A 24,482-nucleotide genomic window follows, 5' to 3' on the forward strand; every position below is an offset into this window, starting at 1 on the left:
GGGCGGGGGTGTGCTCGCTCATGCCTCGCAGGCTAGGGGTGTCCGGTCGGCCGACGGAACCACGAGGCCGCCCCGTCCCCCGGCGGGTGGGGCCGGGTCAGTCCTTCTTCTTGTCCGACTTCTTCTTGCCGGCCTTCTTCTCCGCCTTCTTGCGGGCCTTCTTCTCCGCCTTCCTGCGCTCCTTCTTCTCCTTCTTGGTCTCCCGGCGGGGCTCGTCGGCGGCGGCCTCGGAGTCCACGACGGCCTCCGGCGCCTCCGCCTCCTCCGGCCCGGCCGGATCCGCCGCGGGGGCGGACTCCGCCGCCTCGGCCAGCCGTGCCCGGTAGGAGCGCACGTGGGTGCGGTTGGCGCAGTTGGCCTCGTCGCAGAACCGCTTGGACCGGTTCCGGCTGGCGTCCACGAGCGCGTTCTCGCAGTCCTCGCCCTCGCACACGCGCAGGCGGGTCAGCTCGCCGTCCATCGCGGTCTCCGCCAGCGCGAGGGCGGCCATCGCGGCCAGCCGCTCCACCGCGTCGGCGGGGACCTGCGCCGGGGCCAGCCCGACGACGTCGCCCCCGGCCGTCAGCCGCAGCGGCCCGGCCGCGGCGAGGAGGGCGTTCACGCGCTCCACGGCGGCCGCCTCGTCCACGGCGGCGAGGGCCCAGACCTCGGCCAGACGGCCGCGGAGTTCGCGGCCACGCCCGGCCGCGGCGGCGGCCAGGCGGAGGCGGACCTCGTCCTCCTGGAGTTCAGGGACGAGGGAGGGCAGCTGCGTGGCGGCGGTGAACCGCTCGTCGGCCGGCTGACCGCCCCGCAGTCCGGGGGCGGTGTTCAGGAACGCGGCCAGGGAGGCGAGGCGGGAGAGCGTCGGCGCGGAGAGCATGGGGAAATCGTACGGCGGGCCCGCCCTCCCGTCACCGGCTTCACGCCGCGTATCGGGTCGCCTCCGGCGCCGTCCCGTCCAGTACCCTGACCCCCACGGACCCCGTCTGCGCGGCGGGGTGCACCCATGGGGCCGGAGGGGCCCCCGAACCAGCACAGGAGACCTCCATGTCCCAGACCTCCCAGGCGACCGGTCGCCTCTCCGCCGGGCACGTCATCGTCAAGACCCTCGAGTCCCACGGCGTGAAGCGCGTCTACTCCGTGCCGGGCGAGTCCTACCTGGACGTCCTGGACGGCCTGCACGACTCGGGCATCGAGAACGTGGTGTGCCGCCACGAGGGCGGCGCCACGTACATGGCCGAGGCCGACGGCAAGATGAACGTGGTCCCTGGCGTCGCCATGGTGACGCGCGGCCCGGGCGCCGCGAACGCCCACGTCGGCCTGCACACCGCGTGGCAGGACTCGACGGCGCTCGTCCTGTTCGTCGGCCTGATCCCGTTCGAGCACCGCGACCGCGAGGCCTTCCAGGAGTTCGACCCGCACGCCTGGTTCGGCACCGGTGCGAAGCGCGTGATGGTCCTGGACCACCCGGAGCGCGCCTCCGAGATCGTGGCCGAGGCCATGTTCGCCGCCAGCTCGGGCCGGCCCGGGCCCGTCGTCGTCGGCCTGCCGGAGGACGTGATCCGTGAGGAGATCGATGCGCACCTGCACCCGCAGATCCCCGTGGCCCCAGGCGGCATGACCGTGGAGGACTGGAAGTCCCTGCACGCCGCGCTCAAGGAGTCCCGCAAGCCGCTGTTCATCACCGGTGGCAACGACTGGACGGACGAGGGTGCGCAGACCCTGACGACGTGGCTGGAGGAGCACAAGATCCCCGCCGCCGCCGAGTGGCGCACCGAGGGCACCGTGCCGTTCTCCTCGCCGTCCTACGTGGGCCCGATCGGCTACGGCCGCCCGAAGCCGACCTACGACATGCTCGAGGAGACCGACCTCATCGTGTTCGTCGGCACCGTGCCGGGCGACGCCGTGACCAATGGCTTCACCATCCGCCAGAACTGGGACAAGAAAAACTTCCTGGTCACCATCGACCCGTCCCTGCGCGGCCGCTCCGGCCCCGTGTCCCACCAGATCGTGGCCAAGCCGGACGGGTTCATCCGCGACCTCGTCCGCATGGAGCTCGAGGTCAAGCCGGAGTGGGAGGAGTGGACCTCCCGCATGCGCGGCGAGCAGGAGAAGTTCGCGGCCCTGCCCCCGGCCGAGCCGTCCGAGGGCCAGGCGAAGATGGCCACCCTCATGGCCAACCTGGTGCCGAAGCTGCCGAAGGACTCGATGATCTCCCTCGGCGCGGGCGAGCACACCAACTGGGCGCACCGGTACTTCCCGACCGAGGGCTACCGCGCCATGATCTCGGCCCGCAACGGCTCCATGGGCTACTCGGTGCCGGGCGCCGTGGCCGCGTCCCTGAACTTCCCGGACCGCACCGTGGTGACCATCGCCGGCGACGGCGAGTTCCTCATGAACGGCCAGGAGCTGGCGACCGCCGCGCAGTACGGCGCCACGCCCGTCGTGATCGTCATGGACAACCAGGAGTACGGCACCATCCGCACCCATCAGGAGCGCGAGTACCCCGAGCGCGTCTCCGGCACCCAGCTGAAGAACCCCGACTTCGCCGCCATGGCCCAGGCGTTCGGCGGCTTCGGGGTGCGCGTGGAGCGGGACGCGGACGTGCCGGCGGCCGTGGACGCGGCGCTCAAGGCCGTCCAGGAGGAGGGTCGATTCGCGCTCATCCACCTGATCGTGGAGCAGCGCGTCAAGGCCTACTGAGGCCGGCGGCGCGGCGCGGTCCGCGCCGTCCCTCCGGTCAGGCCGCCGTCGTGGGGACGTCGAAGCGCAGCTTCGGTTCGGGGAGGGGCGCACCGTCGAGGTCCGTCTCGACCCGGTCCCGCAGCACGCCCCCGCACGCGCGGATCGTGGCCACGGAGGCGGTGTTCGTCTCGTCGCACGTGAGCAGGGCGGCGGGCACCCCGCGCGCGGCCAGCAGCATCAGCGCGCCGCGCAGCAGGCGCACGGCGTGCCCCCGCCGCCGGAACGCGGGGCGCACCGCGTAGCCCACGTGCCCGTTGACGTGGCGCAGCGCCTCGTTCAGCTCCCACCGCACGGACACCCGGCCCACCAGCTCGCCGCTCTCGTCCACGCCCACGTAGAAGGACGCGGGCACGCGGCCGGGTTCGACGTCGCCGCGCGCCTCGGCGGCGAACGCGCGGCGGATCGCGGGGAAGGAGCGGGTGCCGGCCATCAGGAAGTCGAACCCCTCCCGATGCAGCTCGGCGTCCGCCTCACGCGCCGCGATCTCGTCCGCGGCGCGCAGCGGGCGCAGCAGGAGGCCGTCCACGGCGACGGTGGGGCTGGGGTCCGGGAGCATGCGCCGAGTGTACGAGGGGGGACGCCGGGCGCGGCCGCGTGAGCCACCCGCCGCCCCAGCCCGCCACCCCCGCGCCGTGAGCCAGACGTTTCGGTCGTGATCAGCCCCTGATTGCAGCCGAAACGTCTGGCTCGCGGCGAAGCACCTGGCCCTGCGCGCGACCCAGCCCCCCGGTGCACCCTCCGGGGCGCTCCCATGACGCCAGGTGGGGTGACGTGGATCACGTTGCAGGCTAGGGTGGGGGGACCGACGATCGCCCATCCCCAGGAGGTCGCGATGACCGTGCCGTCCTCGTCGGCGGAGCATGCGCTCGACGCTCGCCCCGAGCTGCCGGGCGAAACCGTGTCCCGCGTCGCCATGACGCCCGCGGCGCTCGAGCTGATCCGCCGACTCCTCCCGATCCACGGCCCGCTCATGTTCCACCAGTCCGGCGGCTGCTGCGACGGCTCCGCGCCCATGTGCTATCCCGCCGGCGACTTCACGACCGGCGCCGCCGACGTCCTGCTGGGCACCTTCGCGCTGCCGGCCGAGGGGGACCAGGCCGCCGTGGAGATCCCGTTCTGGATGTCCGCCGCCCAGTTCGAATACTGGAAGCACGCCCACCTCACCCTGGACGTGGTGGACGGGCGCGGCTCCGGCTTCTCCGTCGAGGCGCCCGAGGGCAAGCGGTTCCTGATCCGCTCGCGGTTGATGGCCGGCTCGGGATGAGCTCGACCCTCGCCACCGGCGCCTACCGACGCGCCGTGGACCGGGCCCACGAGTCCCTCGCCGCGGTCCGCCTGTCGCTCGCGCCGTCGTCGCCCACCGCTCCGGCCGGCGCAGACCAGGGCCTGCGCGCCGCCCTCCAGGGGCTGCGCCGGGAGGTCCGCGAGTCCTGGCTGCGCTCCCTCGGCGCCCTCACCCCCGTGGTGCCCGGCCAGACCGACCCGGCCACCCTCTCCGACGACGACCTCGCCGCCGCCCGCCGAGACCAGCGCCTCGCCGTGGCCCTGCCGGTGGTCCGACGCATGCTCATCCACCCCGCGGCCGAGGCCGGGATGCTCGCCGCGATCGGCAACGCGCGCGGCCACCTGCTGTGGGTCGAGGGCGACCGGACCGCGGTGCGCCACGCCGAGACCATGGGCTTCGTGGCGGGCGCCGACTGGTCCGAGGCGTCCATGGGCACCTCCGCCCCCGGCATCGTCCTCGCGACCGGCGCCCCCACGCAGGTCAGCCGCGGCGAGCACCTGAGCCCGCGCGTGCACCCGTGGAGCTGTTCGGCCGTCCCGCTCACGGACCCGGCCACCGGGCGGCTCGTCGGGGTCCTGGACCTCACGGGCGGGGAGGACGCCGTCAGCCACCTCGCCCTGCCGCTGCTCCAGGCCACCGTGGACGCCGTGCACGCCGCCTGGCGGGACCTGCCCGCCCCGTCCCGGGGCCGTCCCCGCGGCACCGCCCCGACGCCGGGCCCCTCGGCTCCGCCGTCCGCCTCGCCGGGGCCGAGCCCCGCCGCCGCGCCGCACCGCCACGACGCCGCCGCGGGCCTGTTGCGCGTCACCGGCCACCTGCCGCCCACGCTGGACGGGGTCGAGCTCACCGGCCGGCACGCCGAGATCCTCACCCTCCTCGCGTGGCACGGCCCGGGCCTGACCGGCGCCGAGCTCGAGGTCGCGCTGTATCCGGAGGAGACCGCCGGGCCCCGGCCCGCGCCGGGCGATTCCCCCGCCCGCGCCATCTCGCTGCGCGCCGAGGTGCATCGACTCCGCCGGGCGCTGCGGGACGTGGGGGCGCCGGTGGCACTGCTGTCCCGGCCGTACCGGCTCGTGGGGGAGGTGCACGCGGACCTGCTGTGCGCGCGGGAGGCGCTGCGCGCCGGGGATCTGGACCGTGCGCTGCACGCGGCGGCCGGGCCGGTGCTGCCGCGGTCGGCGTCCCCCGGTGTCGCCTCGATCCGCGCGGAGCTGGGGGAGGCGCTGCGCGAGGCCGTCGCCCAGGACGCGGATGTCGAACAGCTCTGGGCCTACCTGGGCCGCCCCGAGGCCCGCGACGACGTCGAGCTCTGGGGCGCCGCCCTGCGTCTGCTGCCGGCGGACTCGCCGCGGCGGGCGCTCGCCGTGGCCACGCTCGAGCGGATCGAGCGGGACCTGGCCTGACCCGGCCCGCCCCTCACCCGCGCCCGGCTGCAACCTCCGTGCAACATCCTTGTGACTAGGGTCACAGCCACGGCAGGGCGCCACCGGCGCCGAGGCAACCGCAGGCAAAGGAGCCAGCACCATGACCGTCTACGCATTCCCCGGCACCGAGGGCGCCAAGGTCGAGTTCAAGTCCCGCTACGAGCACTTCATCGGAGGAGAGTGGACACCCCCGGTCAAGGGCCAGTACTTCGAGAACGTCACGCCCGTGACGGGCAAGGTGTTCTGCGAGGTCGCCCGCGGCACGGCCGAGGACATCGACGTCGCCCTCGACGCCGCCTGGAAGGCCGCCCCGGCCTGGGGCGCCACCTCGGCGGCCGAGCGTGCGCTCGTGCTGCACCGCATCGCGGACCGCATGGAGGAGAACCTCGAGATGCTGGCGGTCGCGGAGACCTGGGACAACGGCAAGGCCGTCCGGGAGACCCTCAACGCGGACCTGCCGCTGGCCATCGACCACTTCCGGTACTTCGCCGGCGCGATCCGCGCGCAGGAGGGCGGCCTGTCCCAGGTGGACGAGGACACCGTCGCCTACCACTTCCACGAGCCGCTCGGCGTGGTCGGCCAGATCATCCCGTGGAACTTCCCGCTGCTGATGGGGGTGTGGAAGCTGGCGCCCGCGCTGGCCGCGGGCAACGCCGTCGTGATCAAGCCCGCCGAGCAGACGCCGGCCTCGATCATGGTGTTCATCGAGCTGATCGCGGACCTGCTGCCGGCCGGCGTCGTCAACGTGGTCAACGGCTTCGGCCTCGAGGCCGGCAAGCCGCTCGCGCAGTCGCCGCGCATCCGCAAGATCGCGTTCACGGGTGAGACGACGACGGGCCGGCTGATCATGCAGTACGCCTCGGAGAACATCATCCCGGTGACCCTGGAGCTGGGCGGCAAGTCGCCCAACGTCTTCTTCGAGGACGTCATGGCGGCCGACGACGCCTACTGGGACAAGGCGCAGGAGGGCTTCACCCTGTTCGCGCTGAACCAGGGCGAGGTCTGCACGTGCCCGTCGCGGGCGCTCGTGCAGGAGTCGATCGCGGAGAAGTTCCTCGACGCCGTCGTGGAGCGGACCTCGCGCATCGTGACCGGCAACCCCCTCGACACGGACGTGATGATGGGCGCCCAGGCCTCCAACGACCAGCTCGAGAAGATCACGTCCTACCTGGACATCGGCCGTCAGGAGGGCGCCGAGGTGCTGATCGGTGGCGCCCGCGCCGAGATGGAGGGCGAACTGGCCGGCGGCTACTACGTGCAGCCCACGATCTTCCGCGGGGACAACTCGATGCGCATCTTCCAGGAGGAGATCTTCGGGCCGGTGGTCTCGACGACCACGTTCACCGACTTCGACGACGCCATGCGGATCGCCAACGACACGCTCTACGGGCTCGGCGCCGGCGTGTGGTCCCGGAACGGCAACACCGCCTACCGCGCGGGCCGGGCGATCCAGGCCGGCCGCGTGTGGGTGAACAACTACCACGCCTACCCGGCCCACGCCGCGTTCGGCGGGTACAAGTCCTCCGGCATCGGCCGCGAGAACCACCTGATGATGCTCGACCACTACCAGCAGACCAAGAACCTGCTCGTCTCCTACTCCGAGGACAAGCTCGGGTTCTTCTGAGCCGACGCCGGCACCGCACGACCCCCCCTCCCCACTCCACGAAAGGTGATCCCCATGACCACGATGAAGGCAGCCGTCGTCACCCAGTTCGGCACAGAGGCCGACGTCACGGAGGTCGAGCGCCCGACGCCCGGCCAGCACCAAGCGCTCGTGAAGCTCATCTCCTCGGGCGTCTGCCACACGGACCTGCACGCGATGGAGGGCGACTGGCCGGTGAAGCCGACCCCGCCGTTCATCCCGGGCCACGAGGGCGTGGGCATCGTCGAGGAGGTCGGACCCGACGTCGAGAACCTCAAGGTCGGGGACATGGTCGGCAACGCGTGGCTGTGGCGAGCGTGCGGCCACTGCCAGTACTGCCGCACCGGGTGGGAGACGCTGTGCGAGGAGCAGGTCAACGGCGGCTACTCCGTGGACGGCTCGTTCGGTGAGTACATGCTCGTGGACGCCCGCTACGCGCCCGTGATCCCCGAGGGCGCGGACCCGATGGAGGTCGGCCCGATCCTGTGCGCCGGCGTCACGGTGTACAAGGGGCTGAAGCAGACCGAGGTGCGGCCCGGGCAGTGGGTCGTGATCTCCGGCATCGGCGGCCTGGGGCACATCGCGGTGCAGTACGCCGTGGCGATGGGCATGCGCGTGGTGGCCGTGGACGTCGCGGACGACAAGCTGGCGCTCGCCTCCCGGCACGGCGCGGAGCTGACCGTGAACGCGAACGTCGCGGACCCCTCCGTGGAGATCCAGGAGAAGATCGGCGGCGCCCACGGCGTGCTCGTCACGGCCGTGCACCCGCAGGCGTTCGGCCAGGCCATCGCGATGACCCGCCGCGGCGGCACCATCGTGTTCAACGGCCTGCCCCCGGGCGACTTCCCCGCGCCGATCTTCGACATCGTCCTCAAGGGCCTGACCATCCGCGGCTCGATCGTGGGCACCCGGCAGGACATGGTCGAGGCGCTCGAGTTCTACGCGGCCGGGAAGATCCACCCGACGTTCCACACCCGCCCGCTCACCGAGATCAACGACGTGTTCGAGGAGATGCGCCACGGCAAGATCGAGGGCCGCGTCGTCATCGACTACGCGATGCAGGACTGACGTGCCGCCTGGGCATCCGCTGGGCGCGGGGTAGTATCGACACATCACACGCACCAGTGCGACGGCGGTCGTCCCGCCCGGAGATCCGGGCCGGGGCGGCCGCCGTCGTCGTCGCGGGGACGGGACGGGCCGCAGCGATTCCGGTGCGCGAGCCTCAGCGGGCCGCGGCCGGGGCGACGCCGTCGCGCAGCCACTCCAGCGTGGCCGGCCAGAAGGCCGGCGCGAACCGAGCGTGGAACAGTCCGAAGTGCCCGATCTCCGCGACACCGAGCTCCTCCGGCCGCACCCGCCAGCGCACCGTCTGCCGACCCGGCGAGTAGGCGTCCGCGCGGTCGAGGGCGGCGTCGGTGCCGAAGTCGTCGTCCACGGGCGCCACGATCAGCGCGTCCGCCGTGAACGCGGCCAGACGACGGCGCAGCTCGTCCCGGCCGGCGGTGGTGCGGGCGCTCGCGGTGAAGTCGCGGCGACTGCGCGCCCAGTCCAGGGCGACCCCGCGCGGCAGGTCCTCGAGCCAGCCGAGCCGCCGCCCCGGGAAGTGCCCGCGGGCCAGCGTGATCGCCGGCATCGCCGCGTGCCAGCGCGCCCACATCCGCGCCCTCCCCGGCCGCGCCCGGTAGTCCCGCCAGTGGGCGTGCTGCCCGCCGACGGCCACGTGCCGGGCCACGTGACGCGCCTCGTCCGCGAGCCCGACGCCGAACCCGCCGAAGCTGTGGCCCACCGTCAGGAGGGGGCCGGGCAGGCGCGTCCGGGCCCAGCCGAGCACGGCGTCCGCGTCGAGGGCGCCCCAGTCCGCCCACCGCGCCCGCCGCGCCACGGCGAACGGCTCGCGGGACTCCCCGACACCCCGGTAGTCGAACGTGACCGCGTGGAACCCGTGGCTGGCCAGGAACTCGGCGTAGCGCCGGTAGTACGTGGCCTTCACCCCGGTCGCCGAGGCGATCACCACGGTGCCGGCAGGCGAGGCCGGGGGCGTCGTCGTCGTGGGGGCGAAGTGGCGGGCCGCGAGCACGAAGCCGTCGCGGGCGCGGAGGCGCACGGGGGTGGAGGTGGTCTGCGTCACGCCGCCACCCTAGGCGCGGGGCGGCGCGACCTGCGACACAGACCTGCGACACAATGGGCCCATGACTGAGACCCCCCAGAGCTCGTCCGGCCAGAGCCGGGACGAGATCCTCGCCCGCCTCGAGGAGATCTACGCGAACGACCCCGCGGTGCGGGAGCACGGCGTCACCCTCGGCGAGGTGGCCGAGGGGCGCGTGGTGCTGCACCGCGACGTCACCGCGGACATGGTGAACTCCCACGAGATCTGCCACGGCGGCTTCCTGTTCCACCTCGCGGACTCGGCGCTGGCGTACTGCGTGGCGACCTTCGGCGCCGCCCCCGTCACCCGGCGCGCCGAGATCACCTACGTGGCGCCCGCCAGGCTCGGCGCGCACCTCGTGGCGACCGCCCGCCAGTCGGTGGAGTTCGGCCGCGACCGCATGATCGAGGTCGGCATCGAGGCGGACGGCCAGCTCGTCGCCTGGTTCACCGGCCACTCCACGAGCCCGCGGGCGCGCGCGTGAGCGCCGGGCAGGACGCGACGACGGCCGGGCCGGTCGTCGAGTCGGTGGAGCTGCACGTGGCCGCGGGGGCGGAGGCGGCGTTCGAGGCCGCCGTCGCCGAGGCCGAGCCGCTGTTCCGGGACGGGGGCGCGACGTCCTTCGCACTGTCCCGGCAGGTGGAGGACCCGGCGCGCTACCGGCTGCTGATCGGCTGGCGCACGCTCGAGGACCACACCGTGGCCTTCCGCGAGTCCGACGCGTTCCTCGCGTGGCGTGCGCTCGTCACCCCGCACCTGGCGCAGCCGCCGGCCGCGACCCACTGGTCCGCCGTCTGACCCCCGCACCCCCCGTTTTCGTTCGGGAAACGGCGGTCCCCGGCGCGTTTTCGTTCGAGAAACGGCGCGAGGGCCGACCGTTTCCCGAACGAAAGTGCCCGACACGCCGCCGTTTCCCGAACGAAAGTGCGGACGGAGACGGGGTCGGTTCAGAGGTGACGGCCGGCCAACCGCGTGAGGCTCGACTGGATGCCCCTCCCGTTGTCCGCCGGCACCCGCAGCAGCTCGTACGCACGGCGCACGGCCGGCCGGGCCCACGAGTAGTCGAAGGTCTCGGTGACCTCGGTGGTGCCGTCCCCGTTGTCCCGGAACGCCCAGCGCCACCGGTGTCCGCCCGGGTGGGCCCACTCCACGAGCTCGTCCTCGTCCACGGCGGTGGCGGTCAGCGTCATCGTGTACGGCACCCCGTACTTTCGCATGGCCACGCGGAACCGGTCGCCCACGGCCAGCCGGTGCGGCCCGCTCACCTTCGGCCGCACGGTCCCGGACCCGTCCGCCTCGTGATGGCGGTGCGGGTCCGCGAGCATCGCCCACAGCTCGTGCGCCGGCGCGGCCACGGTGGCCCGGTAGGACACCTGGTGCTCGCCGGTCTCCACGCGCTCGGGCCACGCCGCCTGCGGGGCGGCCTGCGGCAGCCCGGACGACGACGGCGCGGCGGCGGACTCGGTCTCGGGGGTGGCGGACGAGGGGGTCGGCTCGGTGTTCATGCCGCCCAGTCTAGGAACCGCCGCGGACACCGGAAGTGGAGGCGACGGCACCCCCTCGGCGGGACACCACAGCACTCTTGCCGGGGGCCCGCCCCGGGCCTAGGGCGTGTCTGAGAATAGATGCACGAGTCAGCTGAGACCCTGGGGACATGTCCCGGTTCCAGATGCTCTCCGACGCCCAATGGGAGTTGATCGCCCCGATGCTCCCGACCCGGACCGGCCGCGCGTACGCGCACCTGAAGCAGTGGCGGGGCCTGGCGACCCGGTATGACAAGTACGCGATCATCTACAGGGCCGCTGTGGTCCTGAATGCTGTGATCGCATGGTCAAAACGATTGTCAGACATGCCCTAGGGTCAGGTCATGGGCGCATGGGGCAGAAACGTCTTCCAGAACGACACCGCGCTGGACATCGTGGACGAGGTCCTCGACGGCACCTTCGACCTGGACGAGTTCCGCAAGAACTTCCGTCGCGACGAGGACGAGGGCCACCTGACCGCGAGCCAGGGCGCCGCACTCCTCACCCTCGGGGCGCTCGTGCGGATCGCCCGGAACGAGGACCACGCGGACCTCGAGGCCCTGCTCGAGCACGCGGAGACGGACGAGGTGGACCTCACCGCCTTCATCGACCAGTTCTCGGACGAGGACGTCGAGACCCTGCGCGAGCTGATCGGCGTGGTCATCCGCGAGCCCTCCTGCTCCGAGCTCTACCAGCTCTGGGAGGAGTCCGGGGAGCTCGAGCAGTGGCTCGAGTACTCCCGCGAATGCCTGCCCTGACCGGCCGGCCGGGCCGGGGTGGACCCGGCCCGCGCTCGGCCCCGCCCCGGCTCAGCGCGCGTAGCGGGTGAGCCGCAGCGAGTTCAGCACCACGAGCACGCTCGAGGCCGCCATCGCGCCGCCGGCGATCATCGGGTTGAGCAGGCCCAGGGCCGCGACCGGGATGCCGAGCACGTTGTAGAGGAACGCCCAGAACAGGTTCATCCGGATGATCCCCAGGGTGCGGCGGCTCAGGTCGAGCGCCTGGACCACCTGGTGCAGGTCGTCGCCCATCACGGTGATCTGCGCGGCCTCGCGGGCCACGTCCGTCCCCGAGCCCATGGCGATGCCCATGTCCGCCGCGGCGAGCGCCGGGGCGTCGTTGACGCCGTCGCCCACCATGGCCACCACGGCGCCCTCGGACTGCAGGCGCGTCACCACGTCCACCTTGTCCTCGGGGCGCACGCCGGCCACCACGTCCTCGGCCGGGATCCCGACGGCCTCCGCCACCTGGGCGGCGACGGCGGCGTTGTCGCCGGTCACCAGCAGCGGGCGCAGGCCCATCTGCCGCAGGCGGGCGATCGCGTCGGCGGAGGTGTCCTTCACGGTGTCCCGGACGGACAGGACGCCCGCCACGCGGCCGCCGACCGCGACCCACACGGCCGTGGCGCCGGCCTGCTCCGCGGCCTCGAACGCGGCCCGGTGCTCGGCGAGGATGCCGCCGTCGAGGGCGGTCTCGAGGACGGAGCCGCGGCCGACGGCCACGCGGACCGGATCCGGGCCGGCGGCGCCGTGCGCGCCGGAGCCGGGTGCGCCGTCGTCGTGGGGGAGGGCGACCAGCCCGGACACGCCGCCGCCGGCCGTGGAGGCGAAGTCCGCCACGCCGGGCACGGTCAGGCCACGCTCCTCGGCGCCGGCCACGATCGCGCGGGCGATCGGGTGCTCGGACCCGCGCTCGACGGCGGCCGCCAGGGTCAGCAGGACGTCGGCGGCCTGGTCCGGCGCCGTTTCGTCAACGAAAGCGCTCCGGGAGGCGCCCGTTTCGGCCACGAAAGCGGGGTCGAGGACGAGCACGTCCGCCAGCGCCATGCGGCCCTCGGTCACGGTGCCGGTCTTGTCCAGCACGATCGTGTCCACGGTGCGCGAGTCCTCGAGCACCTCGGGGCCGCGGATGAGGATGCCCAGCTGCGCGGCGCGGCCGGTGCCGGCCAGCAGGCCGACCGGGGTCGCCAGGCCGAGGGCGCACGGGCACGCGATCACGAGCACGGCCACGCCGGCGCGCAGCGCGGACGGCAGGTCGCCGGTCACGATCATCCACACCGCGAAGGTGAGCACGGCGATCCCGAGCACGATCGGCACGAACACGGCGGAGATGCGGTCGGCCAGCCGGGCCACGCGCGCCTTGCCGGTCTGCGCCTCGGAGACGAGCCGCCCCATCTGGGCGAGCGTCGTGTCCGAGCCGACCCGCGTCGCGCGGGCCACGAGCCGGCCCGAGGTGTTCAGGGTGGCGCCGGTGAGGGCGTCCCCGGGGCCGACCTCCACGGGCACGGACTCGCCGGTGAGCAGGGAAGCGTCCACGGCCGAGGTGCCCTCGAGCACCTCGGCGTCCGTGGGCACCTTCTCGCCGGGGCGGATCAGCACGACGTCGCCCGGCGCGAGGGACTCGGCGGGCACCGTGCGCTCGTCGTGGGTCTCGGGGTCGTAGAGGGTGGCCTGGGCCGCGCCCAGGTCCAGGAGGGCCCGCAGCGCGGCGCCGGCCTCCCGCTTGGCGCGGGCCTCGAGCCAGCGGCCCAGCAGCAGGAACGTGGTGATGACCGCGGCCGTCTCGAAGTACAGGCTGTGGTGGGCCATCTCCGCCATGGTCCCGCCCACGTGGGCGGTCATGTCCGGCGCCAGGATGAGCTCCACGGCCGAGAAGGAGAAGGAGACGAGCACGCCCAGGGACACGAGGGTGTCCATCGTGGACGAGCCGTGCCGGGCCGCGCGGAACGCCGCCGAGTGGAACGGCCACGCCGCCCACAGCGCCACGGGCGCCGCCAGGGCGAACGCGACCCAGCCCCAGTGCGGGAACTGCAGCGCCGGGACCATGGAGATCAGCACGAGCGGCACCGTCAGCACCGCCGCGCCGATCAGGCGCGGCGTGAGCACGTCCTCACTCGGACCGTGGGCCATGTGGTCGTGGTGGTCCACGCCGTCATGGTCCGCGGCATGCTCCTCGCCGTGCTCGGAGGTGTGCGCGTGCCCGGCGTGTCCGGCGTGTCCGGCCGGCGGGGCGGGACGGCGCACGGTGGCGCCGTACCCGGCCTTCTCGACGGCGGCCACGAGCTCCTCGTCCGAGACGCCGGCGGGCGCGGTGACGGTCGCCTGTTCGAGCGGCAGGTTCACGGACGCCGTGACGCCCTCGAGCTTGCCCAGCTTGCGCTCGACGCGGCCCACGCACGAGGCGCAGGTCATGCCGGTGACGTCCAGGTCGACGCGGCGGGTGGTCTCGGACTGCGGGCCGGCCGGGGTGGAGGAGGCGGGGTGGGTCATGGGGTCAGGCCTCCACCAGCGTGTAGCCGGCCTCCTCGACGGCGGCGCGTGCGGCGGCGGGGTCGAGGGGGCCCTCGGAGGTGACGGTGGCGGTGGACACGCCCCCGGCGTTCAGGTCCACGTCCACGGCGGAGACGCCGGCGATCTCGCCGAGCTCCTCCCGGACGGAGGCGGCGCAGTGGCCGCAGGTCATGCCGGTGATCTTCAGGTCGGTGGTGGTCATCTCGTGCTCCTCGTGCGGTGGTGGGTGGGCGACGGCGCCGGTCAGCGCAGCAGGCGGCCGAGGGCGGCCGTCGCCTCGGCGACCTTCTCGTCGATGAGCTCGGTGCGGCCTTCCGCCTCGGCCTGCACCGCGGCCTCCGCCACGCAGTGACGCAGGTGCTCCGAGGTGAGATTCAGGCTGAGGGACTGCAGCGCCTTCGTGACGGCGGCGACCTGCGTGAGGACGTCGATGCAGTACACGTCCTCGTCCACCATGCGGTGGAGGCCGCGCACCTGCCCCTCGATGCGGCGCAGTCGCGCCAGGTGCTTCGCCTTGTCCCGGTGGACCTCGTGCGGGGGCCGGTGGCCGTCGCAGGCATCCGCCGCGGCGGACGGAAGGGGCGAGGCGGCGGCGGGCGCCGTCGTCGTGCTGTCCGTGCTCATACCCCCGTTCTATACCCCAGGGGGGTATGGGTCAAGGGGTCGGCCGACGCGGGTGCCCTCCTCCGGCAGCGGGGTGGCGGCTTCGCCCAGATCGGCGATCAGGCCGCGGACCTCCAGGTCCAGGGCGTCGCGCACGCCGCGCACCTGCTCGAGGCTCATGCCGCGGATCGACGGCACGGACCACTTCTGCACCTGCGCGCCCTCGGGGATCTCGAACGGATCCGCGCCGTCGAAAAGCACCACGATCTCGGCGGCCCGGAGCACGTCCGGGTCCAGGCCCTTGGTGTACGTGTGGTGCAGCGGGATGCCGATCTCGTTCATCGCCTCGAACGCGGTGGAGATGACCTCGCCGGCAGGCTCCGTGCCGGCCGAACGGGCCCTGACCGCGCCGTGGGTGCGGTTCTCGAGCAGGGCCGCGGCCATCTGCGAGCGGCCGGCGTTGCCGTGGCAGACGAACAGCACACGCGGGTGGCGGGACTCGATGCTGCCCTGGTTGATCGCCCTGGCGCGCAGGCGCGAGGCGGCATGCTGCACCGCGGTGGTCGGCAGCATCTCCGGGTGGCGGCTCGTCGCGGCGAGCTCGGCGTAGGAGTCGAACAGGAGCTGACGCACCGTCGCCTCGTCGGCCACGCCGGGGAAGCGCGCCATCAGCGGCCCGACCTCGCGCTCGAGCACGTGCGCGGCCATCCCGTGCGGCACGGGGTCCACCGCGGCGAGGGTGTCCGGCGCGGCCGTCGTGTCCAGCGGCATGTCGTCCACCGCCGGTGCGTGATCGGCGTGGGGGTCCGGGGGGATGGGGGCCATGATGCGAGTCCTCCGGGGAAGGCGGTCGGCTGGACGCGAGGTGAACGGGTGCCCCCACCCTGCGACGTCGGGTGTGCCGGCGCAAGCCTTGACGGGATCCCTCCGCGCACGACGACGTCGCTCGCCGCCGTCGTCGGGGCGGTGGCCGAGGCCCGGGCCCGGAGCGGGGGTCCGCCGAGGTGGGAGAGAATGGGGGCCATGTCTGTCCGCTCCCTGCTCCCGGACCTCGGCACCCCCGCGACCGGAACCCCCGAGGCCGCCGTCCCCCCGTTCACCCGGGCGGTGCTGTGGGCGCACGGGGACGACGCGTGGCGGGGCGAGGGCGGCTGGACCGTGCTCCTGGACGGCACCGACCGGCTCCGCCGGCTCTCCGCGCTGTGGCAGGCCGCCGTCGCCGGGCGACCAGACCCGACGGCCCCGCTGCGGGGCTGGATCTCCTCGACCTTCGCCGATGACTCGCCCGGGCCCGCGGTCCTGCGGATCCCCGCGGATCTGCGCCGCGCCACGCCGTCCGGCGTGCGGGACGTGGCCCAGCACGTGGACGCGGACGCGCTCGCAGCCGCCGTCGCCGCGGACCGCGGAGCCCGGCTGCTGGCCGACGGTGCGGTGCCCCTGCCCGCCGACGTCGCCGACCGTGCCTGGGACGACGCCGGCTACGCGGCCGGCGTGCGGGAGCTGCTGACGCGGATGGCCGACTCGGGCGGGGAGCTGGCGAAGGTCGTGATCAGCCGCACGATGACCGTCCCCGCGGACGACGCCGACCTGTGGCGAGCGATCGGGGCCCTGCGCCGCGAGTACCCGCAGACGTGGGTGTTCGCCGTCGGCGGGCTGCTGGGCGCCACGCCCGAGGTCCTCGCCACGCGGCACGCGGGACTCGTGGGCTCGCGGGTGCTGGCGGGGTCCATGCCGCGCGGCGCGGACGAGGAGGAGGACGCCGCGCTGCGGGAGCGGCTGGCCTCTGATCCGCGGTTGGCGGAGGAGCATCGCTGGGCGGCGCGGTCGGTGCTGGACGCGCTGGCGCCCGTCGTCGACCTCGCCGACGACGACCCCGCGCCCACCGTCCTGACCCTGCCGAACGTGCACCACCTGGCCACGTCCGTGCGCGGTCGGCTGCGGGACGGGCGGGGGACCGTGCTGGACGTGGTGGCCGCGCTGCATCCGACGGCGGCCGTCGGCGGAACCCCCACGCCGGACGCGGTGCGGGTGATCGCGGAGGTCGAGCCCGTGGACCGCGGACGCTATGCGGGTCCGGTCGGGTGGCTGGACCAGGACGGCGACGGCGAGATCGCCCTGGCACTGCGCTGCGGCCAGCAGGTGCCCGGCGGGGTGCGGCTGCAGGCCGGGGGCGGGATGGTCCCGGGAGCGGTGCCCGAGGAGGAGGTCACGGAGATCCGGGCCAAGTTCCTGCCGATGCGCCGAGCGCTGGGCGTCGCCGAGGACTGAGGCCTCCCGTGCCGCGCCGTGCCGGCCCCGCCACCCGCGCTTTCGTTCGGGAAATGCCGGCGTGTCGCGGTGCTTTCGTTCGGGAAACGGCGCCGCACGCCGGATTCGCGTGGGCGGCGATGGAACGGCGCCCAGGAGCGGAGGTGCCGGATGGCCTCATCAGCAAGGAGCAGTAACGCCGTTTCCCGAACGAAAGCGTCCTGGGGCCCGCCGTTTCCCGAACGAAAGCGTCCTGGGGCCCGCCGTTTCCCGAACGAAAGCGTCTGGGACGCGAGAAGACCCGCCGGCCACGGCCCCTCGCGGGGCGGGCCGACGGGTCTTCGCGTCGGTGTGGGGGATCAGGCGGCGACGGCCATGGCCTCGTGGGCCGGCGTCGTGGCCTGGAGGCGGCGGGTGGCCTCGCGCTCGGCGAGGGCCGGCAGGAAGGTGGTGATGCGGGCGCCGCGCTTGAGGTCGGCGACGACCTCGCGGACGACCGAGCGGACGGTCTCGGCGGTGACGGTGCCCTCGAAGCGGCGGAGGAGGGTCTCCTCGACGCGCTGGAGCACGTGGCGCTGCATGAGGGGGCTCGGGGCGGTGGGCAGGTGGTGGCTGGTCGTGTTGATGCTCACGGTGAGCACCTCCTTCGGTTGCCGGACCACGAGTCCGGCGGATCGTCGCGGCGGGGCCGCGGGTGATGAGTTCGGTGGAGTCCCGACCTCGCGTTCCGTAAACGCTAGGTGAACTGCTTGTGAACAAGTTTACAGATTTCCTCCCAGAGTGCAACTCCGTGTTCACCAACGTGACCTGAGGCACTCCGCCACACATGCCTGGATGGCGCAAAATCAGCGCAATCATGCGGTTTTCGGATCGAGGTGCCACGAGCGGCAGGCGAACAGCAAGATGAACAGAAGGTGAACGGCACCGTTCATCTTGGCTCCCTGCCCCTCCGCCCGGTCCGGTGCGAGGCTGGGACCATGCGCCCCGACCGCCACTCCGCCCCGACCTCCGCGGCCGCCCTCGCCCGCGAGGCCGTGATCCTCGCCGGCGCCGGTGCGGCGATCCTGCTCCAGGTGGCGCACCGGCCGGTGGGGGCCGGCGTCGCCGTCCACTCCCGGTTCACCGAGGACCCGATGCGCCGGCTCCGCCACACGCTCGCCTACATCTACGCGGTCACCCTCCCCGAGGCCGCGCCGTTGCGCGACGCGGTCGTCGACCGGGTGCGGGCGGCGCACCGCCCGGTCCGCGGGGTCGACGCCGGAGGCCAGCCCTACGGCGCCGCCGACCCGGACGCCCAGCTCTGGGTGGCCGCCACCCTCTACGCGATGGGGGAGCAGGTGCGCCGCCGGATGTGGGGCGCCCTCGACGCCGAGGACGCCGACCGCCTCTACCGCGGGTACGCTCCGCTCGCCACGAGCCTCAAGGTCCCCGCCTCCGCCTGGCCGGTCGACCGCGCGGCGTTCGCGGACTACTGGGACGACCGGGTGGCCCGGCTCGAGGTCACGGACGACGCGCGGCGGGTCGCCGCCGACCTGTTCTCCGGCCAGGGCGTCCCCGCGCCGCTGCGAGCCGCCCTGCCCCTGGCCCGGTTCGTCACCGCCGGTCTCCTCCCGGGGCGCGTGCGCGCCGGCCTCGGCTGGTCCTGGAGCGGGCGGGACTCCGTCCGGGAGGCACGCCTCTGGGGGCTGGCGCGCACCGTGTACCGGCCGCTGCCGGCGACGGTGCGCGGCGTCGTCGTCCGCTGGGTCCTGCGGGGGCTGCCCCGGACGCGAAAGCCGCGCGGCGCCGTCGACGTGGAGGCGACCCGCCGCGAAATCCGCCCCGTCTGGGAGAATGGTGCCGATGTCTGACTACCAGCCCCGCCGCCCCGGATCGAAGCCCACCCCGAACCGCCAGAGGGACCGCGCCGGCAAGCCGGCCCTCGGCCGCCCCGAGCGCGGCCTGATCGACGAGTCCGAGGCGCGCCAGCTCGCCGAGGACCGAGAGCGCATGCGCCGCGCCGGCGTCGGCCACCAGCTCTCCGCGCCCAAGCGCCGCGAGGCCGCCACCGCCGAGCGCCCCCAGGTGATGCCGAAGACCGAGGGCTGGACCCAGCCGATGGGCCCGGACGGCCGACCGCAGCTGCAGTTCAAGCAGCCGCGCGTCTCCCAGCCGCCCACGCACCTGGCCGACCTCACGCTGAAGGAGCGGCAGGAGAAGGCCAAGGAGATCGGGCTGCCGGCGTTCCGCGCCAAGCAGCTCTCGGTGCACTACTTCGAGCACTACACCACCGATCCGGAGCAGATGACGGACCTGCCCAAGGACAAGCGGGAGGCGATCGCGGAGGCGTTCTTCCCGCCGCTGCTCACCGAGGTCCGGCGCATGGAGACCGACCGCGGGGACACCGTCAAGTTCCTGTGGCGGCTGTTCGACGGCGCGCTCGTGGAGTCCGTGCTGATGCGGTATCCCGGCCGCGTGACGCTGTGCGTGTCCAGCCAGGCCGGCTGCGGGATGAACTGCCCGTTCTGCGCCACGGGCCAGGCCGGGCTGACCCGCAACATGTCCACGGCGGAGATCGTGGAGCAGATCGTGCTGGCCAACCAGGTGATCGCCCAGGGCGGACTGGGCGGCAAGCGCAAGGATGGCGGGCACGACGCCGACCGCGTCACCAACGTCGTGTTCATGGGCATGGGTGAGCCCCTGGCCAACTACAAGCGCGTGATGGCCGCCGTGCACCGCATGGTGGACCCCTCGCCTGAGGGCCTGGGCATGTCCGCGCGGAACATCACGCTGTCCACCGTCGGCCTGGTGCCGGCCATCCGGAAGCTGGCCGAGGAGGGCGTGCCGCTGACGTTCGCGCTGTCCCTGCATGCGCCGGACGACGAGCTGCGCGACGAGCTGATCCCCGTGAACTCACGCTGGAAGGCGGACGAGGCGATCGACGCCGCGTACGACTACTTCGTGGCCACCGGGCGCAGGGTGTCCATCGAGTACGCGCTCATCAAGGACATGAATGACCACGCGTGGCGCGCCGACCTGCTGGCCAAGAAGCTCAACGCCCGGGGCAAGGGCTGGGTGCACGTGAACCCGATCCCGCTGAACCCGACGCCGGGCTCCATCTGGACCGCCTCGGAGAAGGACGTGACGCGCGAGTTCGTGGACCGGCTCAACGCCGCCGGCATCCCCACCACCCTGCGCGACACCCGTGGCAAGGAGATCGACGGCGCATGCGGCCAGCTGGCGGCCGAGGACGTCGACTGACCTGCCGAGGCCCCGCGCGCGGCGCCCACCGGCCCGTCCTCGGGCAAGCCGCGGGGCCGGCGTCGGGGAGCGCCGTCAGAAGCGGACGGTCTCGCTGTCGCCCGGCTCGGCGGTCCCGCCGGTGACCTTGGCCTTGACCAGCTCGACGGCGGTGGCCACCGCGCCCGGGGACTCCCAGAACTGGGCGGTCTGCACGTCCACGCGCACGAGCACGATCTGCGGATCCTCGGGGCTCGAGCCCTCACCGAAGAAGGCCTCGGTGGCCGGGTTCCAGAACTCCTTCTTGCGCGCGTCGTCGCGGACGAGCTGACCGTGGCCCGCGAGGGAGGCCCAGAAGTCCTTGTCCTGCACGGCGACGTTGACCGGGCGCTGCGGAGCGTCCGCGGCGACGTCGGAGGTGGCGCGCGTGAGGAACCAGAGCGTGCCGCCGTCCTCGGCCTGTTGCAGGCCCATCGGGCGGGTGACGAGCGTGCCGTCCCGCTCAGCGGTGGTCAGCATGCAGACGTTCACCTTCGCGAGCTTCTCGAGCAGACGGGCGCGGGGATCCTGGGTGCCCATGGCGTGACTCCTTCGTCGTCGGGTGCCGGCGCCCTGATGTGGCCACCGGCTCGTACCACCGACCCTAGGCACGGCCAGGCGGGTCCTGACCAGCGCTCAGCCGCGCACAGCCGCGGCGAGCCAGTCGACGGCGAGGGCGTAGCCCTGGACTCCCGCCCCGGCGATCACGACGTCGGCGACGGCGGAGACGTGCGAGTGGTGCCGGAACGCCTCGCGCCGGTGGACGTTGGAGATGTGCACCTCGGCGATCGGCCGGTCGACGGCGGCGAGGGCGTCCCGGATGGCGATGGAGGTGTGCGAGTACGCGGCGGGGTTGATGAGGACGCCCGCGTGGGAGGTGCGGGCCTCCTGGATCCAGTCGATGAGCTCGCCCTCGTGGTTGGACTGTCGGAAGTCCACGGTCAGCCCGTGCTCGGCCGCGCGGGCCTCGGTGAGCGCACGGACGTCGTCGAGGGTGGCCGTGCCGTAGACCTCGGGCTCGCGGGTGCCGAGCAGGTTCAGGTTGGGGCCGTTGAGCACGAGCAGGGGCAGGGCGGGAGTGGCGGTCATGCGGTCAGTCTAGGAAGCGACGACGACGGCTCCCGTCTCGGCCCCGAAGGTGTGCGGGGAGGCGCCCGTTTCCCGAACGAAAGTGCCGGGACACGCCGCCGTTTCCCGAACGAAAGCGGGGTGAGGCGGAATAGGTGCGGCGGGGTGTCCGTTGTGGTCGGCAGGACGATCGCCGGCGTGAGCGCGTCGGCCCCGCTGACGAAAGGACCCACCGTGGCCACCAAGGACCTGACCCTCGAGGAGTTCGGCTCCACCGTCGCCGAGAACGACACCGTGCTCGTGGACTTCTGGGCCGGCTGGTGCGGCCCGTGCCGCCAGTTCGCCCCCGTGTTCGAGGCCGCCTCGGAGAAGCACGACGACGTCGTGTTCGCCAAGGTCGACACGGAGGACCAGCAGCAGCTGGCGGCGATGGCCGGCATCACCTCCATCCCCACGCTCATGGCCTTCCGCGGCGGTGTGCTCGTGTTCTCCCAGGCCGGCGCCCTGCCGGGCACCGCGCTCGAGCAGCTGCTCGACCAGGTCAAGGGCCTCGACATCGCAGAGGTCCGCCGCCTGGCCGAGGAGCAGCAGGGCCAGCAGGGCGACGCCGAGCCGGCGCAGGACGAGGCCGTGCAGTCCACCGCCGCCCACCTCGACGACGTCAACGGCCGCTGACGGCCCGCACGGCGTCGCCGCGCCGGCCGCTCACCGCGGGTCGAACGCCCCCTGCTGCCACTGCTCCACGAGCCACGGGCTGAACGCCCGGGGGACGGCGGCCAGGGCGGCGGCCAGATCGGCCGGCTCCACCCAGCACCACTCCGCGACCTCGTCCCGCTCCGGGGCGGGGTCGCCGTGCATCCGGGCCCGGAACACCGGGCAGATCTCGTGCTCCTCCATGCCGGAGGCGTCTGCGGCCCGGTAGCGGAAGTCGGGGAGCACCTCGACGACGTCGGACACCTCCACGCCCAGCTCCTGCGGGGCGCGGCGCAGCACGGCCTCCGCGGGGGACTCGCCGGGGCCGGGGTGCCCGCAGAACCCGTTGGTCCACACCCCGGGGAACGCCGCCTTGCCCAGCGCCCGGCGGGTGAGCAGGAACCGGCCGGCCTCGTCGTACACGTGACAGGAGAAGGCCAGGTGCAGGGGCGTGCCGCCGTCCTCGGTGCGGCGGTGGACCGTGGCCTTGGCCTCCGTGCCCACGGCCTCGCCCGCCGGGGACAGCAGGACCACGCGCTCGACGTCGTCGGGTCCTGCGACCGGGACGTCCGCGACCGCCATCCACGGTCGGGCGAGGGGGGAGGGGCGGTCGTGCGGGGAGGGCGTGGCCGGGGTCTGCATGCCTCTCAGTGTGGCAGGCGAGCCGGGCCGCCCATCAGATGTGGGCCACGTCACCTCCGCCCGATCCCGACGGCCGGGCGTGGCTAGAGTGCTGAGGTCGGCGCCACACCCCGGCGCGTCCCACGTCACTCGAGGAGAGCACCCCCATGGCCTTCGCCGCCCTGTCCCGTTCCGCCCGTCTTGCCGGCCTGTCCGCTGCCGCGCTGCTGGCCCTCACCGCGTGCGGCGGTCAGGACTCGTCCGACGCCGACGCGTCCGCCTCGACGACGGCGCCCGCCTCCGCGTCCGCGCAGGGTGCGGAGTCGTCGTCCGCCTCGGCGTCGTCGCTGTCCGCGGCCCCGGCCGACTACGAGGCCGGCACGTGCTTCACCGCCCCGCTCGGCGCCCGTGACCTGTCCTCCTTCGAGACCACCGACTGCGAGGGCGCCCACACCGCGGAGTACCTGTGGGCCGTGCCGGCCGTGGCCGAGGGCGAGGAGGCCGACCCGGCCGCCGCCCAGACCTGCACCGCCCAGGCCCAGCGCCTGAGCGAGGAGAAGGAGGACCAGCTGAACGGGGCCGTCCTGACCTCCTCCGAGCTGGGCAACTACGGCACCGACGAGAAGCACTGCGTCGTGTACGGGGTCTCCGGTGAGTGGGAGGGTCAGATCGTGGACCCGGAGATCACCCTGGAGACGGCGTCCGCCGACGCCTGATCCCGACGGCGGCCCCGTGCGTCGTGAGATCGCGCCGCCCGGGACCGCCGCGCATGGACGCGGGACCGGCGAGGCCCGTAGTGTCTTCTGCGTCCAGAAGTTAGACGGTCGAACAGATGCGGCGGTCGGTGCCGCGTCGTGTCCGCCACCGAGGAGGCGCCATGGGTGAAGCGAGGACGGGCGGCGAGGCCGCGCTCTCCGGGGTGACCGCCGAGCTGGACGCCGCGCTCCGACATGCCGCGGCCCAGGCACCCGGATCCGCCGCCTTCGCCGAGCTGCTCGACTCGCTCCACGTCCATGTGGGCGCCGGCAAGCTCATCCGCCCCCGTCTCGTCGAGCTCGGCTGGCGCCTGGCGACCGCCGACCCGGTCCCTCCGTCCGGCCGCGCTGCCGTCGACCGACTCGGGGCCGCCTTCGAACTGCTGCACACCGCGCTGCTCGTCCACGACGACGTCATCGATCGGGACGTGCTGCGGCGCGGCCAGCCCGCCGTGCACGCCTCCGCCCGGCACCGCCTCGAGGCCCGCGGGGTGCCCGCCGCGGACGCCGCCCACGCCGGGGTCGCCGTCGCCCTCATCGCGGGGGACGTCCTGCTCACCCAGGCGTTCCGGCTCGCCGCCACCTGTGCCGCCGACACCGCCCGGGCCGCCGAGGCCGCCGCCGTCGTCTTCGACGCCGCCGCCGTGACCGCGGCCGGCGAGCTCGAAGACGTGCTCCTGGGGCTGTCCCGCCACACCGGTGAGGAGCCCGATCCCGACCGCATCCTCGCCATGCAACGGCTCAAGACGGCGCACTACACGGTCGGCGCGCCCCTGCGCGCCGGCGCCCTCCTGGCCGGGGCGGATCCCGACCTCGCCCGGGCGATGGGCGAGGCCGGCGCCGACCTCGGCGCCGCCTACCAGGTGATCGACGACGTCCTCGGCGTGTTCGGCGATCCCGGGGAGACCGGCAAGTCCGCCGACGGCGACCTGCGCGAGGGCAAGGCCACCGTGCTCACCGCCCACGGCCGCCGCATCCCCGCCGTCCGCGCCCTGCTCGACGCGGGCCCGGCCACCCCCGCGGACATCGAGGCCGCCCGCCGCGCCCTCGAGGCGGCCGGTGCCCGGGAGCACGCCCTCGACGTCGCCGCCGAGCTCACCGTCCGCGCCCGCGAGCGCATCGCGGCCCTGCCCCTGGACGAGACGGTCCGGGCGGAGTTCGCCGACGCCTGCCACGCCGTGCTGACCCGGAGGTCCTGAG

26 protein-coding genes and 1 pseudogene are annotated in these 24,482 nt (G+C 73.9%); 15 read left to right on the forward strand and 12 right to left on the reverse strand.

The features are described 5' to 3' along the window. Window positions 1–97: 97 nt before the first annotated feature. The gene (locus tag J1M40_RS10010) at window positions 98–862 is read right to left on the reverse strand and encodes a CGNR zinc finger domain-containing protein (RefSeq protein ID WP_203552662.1); all 765 of its coding nucleotides are present in this window, start codon (window positions 860–862) and stop codon (window positions 98–100) included. Window positions 863–1,029: 167 nt separating this feature from the next. On the opposite strand from J1M40_RS10010, the gene J1M40_RS10015 reads away from it, so the two are divergent. After that, on the forward strand, window positions 1,030–2,685 hold the full coding sequence (locus J1M40_RS10015) for a thiamine pyrophosphate-dependent enzyme (RefSeq protein ID WP_206450764.1): 1,656 nt from the start codon (window positions 1,030–1,032) through the stop codon (window positions 2,683–2,685). A gap of 37 nt (window positions 2,686–2,722) precedes the next feature. Here the strand turns inward: J1M40_RS10015 and J1M40_RS10020 are convergent, their stop codons facing one another. Further along, window positions 2,723–3,283, reverse strand: coding sequence for a GNAT family N-acetyltransferase (locus tag J1M40_RS10020; RefSeq protein ID WP_206450765.1), 561 nt, complete (start codon window positions 3,281–3,283; stop codon window positions 2,723–2,725). 276 nt (window positions 3,284–3,559) lie between these two features. On the opposite strand from J1M40_RS10020, the gene J1M40_RS10025 reads away from it, so the two are divergent. The 4 genes from J1M40_RS10025 to adhP all read left to right on the forward strand — a co-directional run bounded on the left by J1M40_RS10025 (window position 3,560) and on the right by adhP (window position 8,146). Continuing rightward, a complete protein-coding gene (locus tag J1M40_RS10025) occupies window positions 3,560–3,991 on the forward strand; it encodes a DUF779 domain-containing protein (RefSeq protein WP_206450766.1) in 432 nt (143 codons plus the stop codon). Beyond that, entirely contained in the window at window positions 3,988–5,415 is a 1,428-nt protein-coding gene (locus J1M40_RS10030; protein WP_203552665.1) for a GAF domain-containing protein, read from the forward strand. The genes J1M40_RS10025 and J1M40_RS10030 overlap by 4 nt, the downstream gene beginning before the upstream one ends. 121 nt (window positions 5,416–5,536) lie before the next feature. After that, window positions 5,537–7,060 carry an aldehyde dehydrogenase family protein gene (locus J1M40_RS10035; protein WP_145015936.1) on the forward strand — a complete coding sequence of 508 codons (1,524 nt, stop codon included), beginning with the start codon at window positions 5,537–5,539 and terminating at the stop codon, window positions 7,058–7,060. Between the two features lie 54 nt (window positions 7,061–7,114). Further along, complete coding sequence (gene adhP / locus J1M40_RS10040) at window positions 7,115–8,146, forward strand: alcohol dehydrogenase AdhP (protein ID WP_036316753.1); 1,032 nt, start codon at window positions 7,115–7,117, stop codon at window positions 8,144–8,146. A 154-nt stretch (window positions 8,147–8,300) separates the two neighbouring features. On the opposite strand, the gene J1M40_RS10045 is transcribed toward adhP, so the two are convergent. Then, entirely contained in the window at window positions 8,301–9,206 is a 906-nt protein-coding gene (locus J1M40_RS10045) for an alpha/beta fold hydrolase (RefSeq protein WP_036339556.1), read from the reverse strand. Window positions 9,207–9,267: 61 nt separating this feature from the next. Here J1M40_RS10045 and J1M40_RS10050 point away from each other — a divergent pair, with 61 nt between their 5' ends. Further along, window positions 9,268–9,708, forward strand: coding sequence for a hotdog fold thioesterase (locus J1M40_RS10050; protein ID WP_098094116.1), 441 nt, complete (start codon window positions 9,268–9,270; stop codon window positions 9,706–9,708). Then, complete coding sequence (locus tag J1M40_RS10055) at window positions 9,705–10,022, forward strand: putative quinol monooxygenase (RefSeq protein ID WP_087113884.1); 318 nt, start codon at window positions 9,705–9,707, stop codon at window positions 10,020–10,022. The genes J1M40_RS10050 and J1M40_RS10055 overlap by 4 nt, the downstream gene beginning before the upstream one ends. 149 nt (window positions 10,023–10,171) lie before the next feature. Here J1M40_RS10055 and J1M40_RS10060 read toward each other — a convergent pair whose 3' ends face one another. Then, on the reverse strand, window positions 10,172–10,729 hold the full coding sequence (locus J1M40_RS10060; protein WP_069942043.1) for an SRPBCC family protein: 558 nt from the start codon (window positions 10,727–10,729) through the stop codon (window positions 10,172–10,174). Between the two features lie 221 nt (window positions 10,730–10,950). Between J1M40_RS10060 and J1M40_RS10065 the strand changes: the two are divergent. Together J1M40_RS10065 and J1M40_RS10070 are read left to right on the forward strand one after the other, a co-directional pair. Beyond that, window positions 10,951–11,082, forward strand: a pseudogene (locus tag J1M40_RS10065) (IS5/IS1182 family transposase); the annotation flags it as partial. 9 nt (window positions 11,083–11,091) lie between these two features. Next, window positions 11,092–11,505 (forward strand): DUF4259 domain-containing protein, encoded by a 414-nt coding sequence (locus tag J1M40_RS10070; protein ID WP_036316745.1) that lies wholly within the window; start codon window positions 11,092–11,094, stop codon window positions 11,503–11,505. Between the two features lie 51 nt (window positions 11,506–11,556). On the opposite strand, the gene J1M40_RS10075 is transcribed toward J1M40_RS10070, so the two are convergent. From J1M40_RS10075 to J1M40_RS10090, 4 genes are read right to left on the reverse strand one after another with little or no spacing between them, the layout of a single operon-like run. Next, window positions 11,557–14,016: a cation-translocating P-type ATPase gene (locus J1M40_RS10075; RefSeq protein ID WP_206450767.1), complete on the reverse strand. Its 2,460-nt coding sequence runs from the start codon at window positions 14,014–14,016 to the stop codon at window positions 11,557–11,559. A gap of 4 nt (window positions 14,017–14,020) precedes the next feature. Then, entirely contained in the window at window positions 14,021–14,239 is a 219-nt protein-coding gene (locus tag J1M40_RS10080) for a heavy-metal-associated domain-containing protein (protein ID WP_036339566.1), read from the reverse strand. A gap of 41 nt (window positions 14,240–14,280) precedes the next feature. Then, a complete protein-coding gene (locus J1M40_RS10085) occupies window positions 14,281–14,661 on the reverse strand; it encodes a metal-sensitive transcriptional regulator (RefSeq protein WP_002856860.1) in 381 nt (126 codons plus the stop codon). 9 nt (window positions 14,662–14,670) lie between these two features. Further along, window positions 14,671–15,465: a low molecular weight phosphatase family protein gene (locus J1M40_RS10090; RefSeq protein ID WP_206450768.1), complete on the reverse strand. Its 795-nt coding sequence runs from the start codon at window positions 15,463–15,465 to the stop codon at window positions 14,671–14,673. A 198-nt stretch (window positions 15,466–15,663) separates the two neighbouring features. On the opposite strand from J1M40_RS10090, the gene J1M40_RS10095 reads away from it, so the two are divergent. Further along, window positions 15,664–16,908 (forward strand): isochorismate synthase MenF, encoded by a 1,245-nt coding sequence (locus J1M40_RS10095; protein WP_206450769.1) that lies wholly within the window; start codon window positions 15,664–15,666, stop codon window positions 16,906–16,908. Between the two features lie 338 nt (window positions 16,909–17,246). Here J1M40_RS10095 and J1M40_RS10100 read toward each other — a convergent pair whose 3' ends face one another. Next, entirely contained in the window at window positions 17,247–17,519 is a 273-nt protein-coding gene (locus tag J1M40_RS10100; protein ID WP_223247481.1) for a three-helix bundle dimerization domain-containing protein, read from the reverse strand. A gap of 345 nt (window positions 17,520–17,864) precedes the next feature. Between J1M40_RS10100 and J1M40_RS10105 the strand changes: the two genes are divergently transcribed. Further along, window positions 17,865–18,737: an oxygenase MpaB family protein gene (locus J1M40_RS10105; protein WP_206450770.1), complete on the forward strand. Its 873-nt coding sequence runs from the start codon at window positions 17,865–17,867 to the stop codon at window positions 18,735–18,737. After that, entirely contained in the window at window positions 18,730–20,127 is a 1,398-nt protein-coding gene (gene rlmN, locus J1M40_RS10110; protein ID WP_036384305.1) for a 23S rRNA (adenine(2503)-C(2))-methyltransferase RlmN, read from the forward strand. The genes J1M40_RS10105 and rlmN overlap by 8 nt, the downstream gene beginning before the upstream one ends. Before the next feature lie 75 nt (window positions 20,128–20,202). On the opposite strand, the gene J1M40_RS10115 is transcribed toward rlmN, so the two are convergent. After that, window positions 20,203–20,685 carry a pyridoxamine 5'-phosphate oxidase family protein gene (locus tag J1M40_RS10115; RefSeq protein WP_044659290.1) on the reverse strand — a complete coding sequence of 161 codons (483 nt, stop codon included), beginning with the start codon at window positions 20,683–20,685 and terminating at the stop codon, window positions 20,203–20,205. Window positions 20,686–20,781: 96 nt separating this feature from the next. Continuing rightward, on the reverse strand, window positions 20,782–21,234 hold the full coding sequence (gene aroQ, locus J1M40_RS10120; RefSeq protein WP_100058711.1) for a type II 3-dehydroquinate dehydratase: 453 nt from the start codon (window positions 21,232–21,234) through the stop codon (window positions 20,782–20,784). Window positions 21,235–21,447: 213 nt separating this feature from the next. Between aroQ and trxA the strand changes: the two genes are divergently transcribed. After that, window positions 21,448–21,888, forward strand: coding sequence for a thioredoxin (gene trxA, locus J1M40_RS10125; protein ID WP_052001250.1), 441 nt, complete (start codon window positions 21,448–21,450; stop codon window positions 21,886–21,888). A 30-nt stretch (window positions 21,889–21,918) separates the two neighbouring features. Here trxA and idi read toward each other — a convergent pair whose 3' ends face one another. Next, a complete protein-coding gene (idi, locus tag J1M40_RS10130; RefSeq protein WP_036340461.1) occupies window positions 21,919–22,548 on the reverse strand; it encodes an isopentenyl-diphosphate Delta-isomerase in 630 nt (209 codons plus the stop codon). A gap of 146 nt (window positions 22,549–22,694) precedes the next feature. On the opposite strand from idi, the gene J1M40_RS10135 reads away from it, so the two are divergent. Both J1M40_RS10135 and J1M40_RS10140 read left to right on the forward strand, forming a co-directional pair. Further along, a complete protein-coding gene (locus tag J1M40_RS10135) occupies window positions 22,695–23,243 on the forward strand; it encodes a hypothetical protein (RefSeq protein WP_020626537.1) in 549 nt (182 codons plus the stop codon). 161 nt (window positions 23,244–23,404) lie between these two features. Then, window positions 23,405–24,481, forward strand: coding sequence for a polyprenyl synthetase family protein (locus tag J1M40_RS10140; protein ID WP_010079993.1), 1,077 nt, complete (start codon window positions 23,405–23,407; stop codon window positions 24,479–24,481). Window position 24,482 lies beyond the last annotated feature (1 nt).

The organism is Micrococcus sp. KRD026 (genome assembly GCF_017168445.1).
Lineage (GTDB): Bacteria > Actinomycetota > Actinomycetes > Actinomycetales > Micrococcaceae > Micrococcus > Micrococcus luteus.